Origin of the sequence: Lactobacillus sp. UMNPBX17 (assembly GCF_002553735.1) — a bacterium.
In the GTDB taxonomy this organism is placed as follows: Bacteria; Bacillota; Bacilli; order Lactobacillales; family Lactobacillaceae; genus Lactobacillus; species Lactobacillus gallinarum.
Genome location: NZ_PCYT01000106.1, coordinates 1 through 2,531 on the forward strand (window position 1 = coordinate 1; position 2,531 = coordinate 2,531).

Below are 2,531 nucleotides of genomic sequence, written 5' to 3' on the forward strand. Positions count from 1 at the left end.
AAAGAAATAAATTTAAGGAATCATTCATCCTTACACAAACTATTTTACAGTCTCACAGATTTGTAAGGATAAACGGTATTAATAATCATTGTCTAGTATTAGAATCTGATTTTAATGAAAAGAGATAAGGTCAAATGATTACTGTTCAATTAAGAGGTATTGCTGAAGGTAGATTGGGAGTAAATCATATTGATTATGATTTACGTTTAGGTTCAAAAGTAAAAGATATGATTCAAAGAGTTGTATCTTTAGATGAAGACTTGAAACATAATATTTTTAATACCACGTTAAATGAGCCTAGAAAGTTATGTAGAGTTTTAGTAAATGGAAAATTAGCCAAGTTTAACCAAACAATTAATGCGACTGATAATGTTGCATTAGTAGGTGTGGTTACTTGTGACGGTTAATTTAAGAGCCTTTTTTTGGGGGTCTGGAAATATCCAGGCTCTTTTGCTTAAGAAAGGAATAGAAAATGATATTTGAAAATTCTAGATATAATCGACAAATTCAAATGCCAGAAATAGGTGAAGAGGGTCAAAAACGCTTAAGTAATGCTAGTGTAGTTAGCGTAGGTGCTGGTGGAGTTAAATCACCGTTGCTTTATTATTTAGCAGCTGCTGGAGTGGGAAAAATTAAGATCATTGATTTTGATAAAATTGAATTAAGTAATTTGAATAGACAAATATTGTATACCACTGATGATATTGGAAAATATAAAGCTAAAGTTGCTGCGAATAGATTGAGGCATTTAAATCCAGAAATTCAAATAATTGACTCAGAAGAAAAAGTTACACCTCAAAATATCAATACTTTATTATCTAATTATGATATTGTTTTAGAAGGTGGAGATGGTCCAGAACAACGTTTAATGGTCAATAAATATTGTGTAGATAATAATATCCCTATGGTACATGTTTCTGCACAGTATGGCTATGGTTATGTACTGACTATGCTTGATGCTAAAGTAGATCCGTGTTTACAATGTGCATTTCCAGATTTAGCTGAAAGTCGTAGAGGACCAGTAGCAGTTTGGGGTATAGGAACTGGTATTGCTGGTGTAATGGGTGCTAATGAAGTTTTGAAGATTATCTTGGAAAAAGGAGATTTAGCTCGTGGATATCTGCTTTGCGCATCCAGTTTTTCAAATGATTATTATAAAATTCCAATCCCTAAACTTTCAGATTGTCCAACTTGTGGCAAAATAAAATGATCGCTATAAATAAAGAAAGATTAATTGAGCGAGCTGCCTTACTAGCTTCTGGCGTAGATTCTTTAGGAACAGGTTCGTTCGTTAGTATTTCAACTATTTTCTTTTTGAATAATAGTCATGTCAGTGCAACTTTGATAGGAATAGGGCTGACTTTATCAGCAATATCTGGCATGGTTGCTTCCGTACCTGTTGCATACCTTGCTGATCGATTAGGAAAATTAAGAATATTTTCGGTATCTTATATATTAAGAGCATTTGGAATGTTGTTATGGCAAGGGATAAAAGGAAATATTAGTTTCTTAATTTTTATGACTTTGTTTGGAATAATTGATCGATCCGCAGCCTCTTTAACTAGAAGTTTAATAGTTGCACCGTTGAGTAAAGAAAAAGCTTCGATTTTAATGGGAAATATGGCTTTACCAACTAATCTGGGATATGGTATCGGTGCTGGTATAAGTGGAATAATAAGTTTTTTTAAATTAAATTTATTTATAGCTTTGATTATTAATGCTTTTTCTTTTATATTAGTTGTTTTAATTTATAACTATGCTTTAAAAGATGTTGATGTAACGTCAGCTAATATTAAGCGTTCACCATTAACATCTTTTAAAGCAATTAAAAGTTCCTTAATAAATAAAAAAAGATTTAATTTGATTATTGAAAACTTTATTTTTTCATTTCATAGGACTTTACTAAACGTTTATATTCCTTTGTTAGTTGTAAAAAACTTTACTAACTTAACATGGATGGCACCTACTGCGTTTGTATGTAATACTATTGTTATTGCTCTTTTTCAAGGTTTTGTAAATAAAATTGCCGTTCAAAAGAAAGTTTATGATATTTTTTGGATTATTTCTGGATTCTGTTTAGGGATATCATTTTTTGGAATAGTTATTTCTAACATTAATAATACAAAAAAGTTTTATTTAATATTACTAATATTGTTAGTTATTGTTCAAATAATAGCTGAGTTATTTAGTTCTGCAGCTCTAGCTGTTTATATGGTTGAATTTAGTAGATCTCAATATTTGACTTTGGATTTAAGTGCTATAAATTTGGGAGGACAATTACAGAATATTGTAGGACCAATGATATTTGGGGAATCTACTACTTCTAATTTTTTATATCCTTTGTGTATGGGAATTCTAACGTTAGCTATTACTATAAATGAATTAAAAAATAAAGTAATATTAAAAAACTCTAACTAGAAGATTAACATAAAGTTTTTAAATTAATAAAGCCGGATTATTAAGCATAATTAACCTTGGTTTATCAGTATAAACCAAGGTTAATTTTATTAAATTTTTTAATGGGTAACGTC

At 29.7% G+C, this 2,531-nt stretch carries 3 protein-coding genes; all 3 read left to right on the forward strand.

Going from position 1 to position 2,531, the window contains the following annotated elements; all coding sequences use genetic code 11:
* Positions 1 to 134: 134 nt before the first annotated feature.
* The 3 genes from CP368_RS09610 (at position 135) to CP368_RS09620 (ending at position 2,418) form a co-directional block, all read left to right on the forward strand.
* The gene (locus CP368_RS09610) at positions 135 to 407 is read left to right on the forward strand and encodes a MoaD/ThiS family protein (protein WP_007125837.1); all 273 of its coding nucleotides are present in this window, start codon (positions 135 to 137) and stop codon (positions 405 to 407) included.
* Positions 408 to 472: 65 nt separating this feature from the next.
* Positions 473 to 1,210 carry a HesA/MoeB/ThiF family protein gene (locus tag CP368_RS09615; RefSeq protein WP_007125836.1) on the forward strand — a complete coding sequence of 246 codons (738 nt, stop codon included), beginning with the start codon at positions 473 to 475 and terminating at the stop codon, positions 1,208 to 1,210.
* Positions 1,207 to 2,418, forward strand: coding sequence for an MFS transporter (locus CP368_RS09620; protein WP_087712522.1), 1,212 nt, complete (start codon positions 1,207 to 1,209; stop codon positions 2,416 to 2,418). The genes CP368_RS09615 and CP368_RS09620 overlap by 4 nt, the downstream gene beginning before the upstream one ends.
* Positions 2,419 to 2,531: the final 113 nt, after the last annotated feature.

What these genes read in the sequence shown, in the direction of transcription:
- CP368_RS09610 (WP_007125837.1), top strand. Translation starts at nt 135, where the DNA reads ATGATTACTGTTCAATTAAGAGGTATTGCTGAAGGTAGATTGGGAGTA.
- CP368_RS09615 (WP_007125836.1), top strand. Translation starts at nt 473, where the DNA reads ATGATATTTGAAAATTCTAGATATAATCGACAAATTCAAATGCCAGAA.
- CP368_RS09620 (WP_087712522.1), top strand. Translation starts at nt 1,207, where the DNA reads ATGATCGCTATAAATAAAGAAAGATTAATTGAGCGAGCTGCCTTACTA.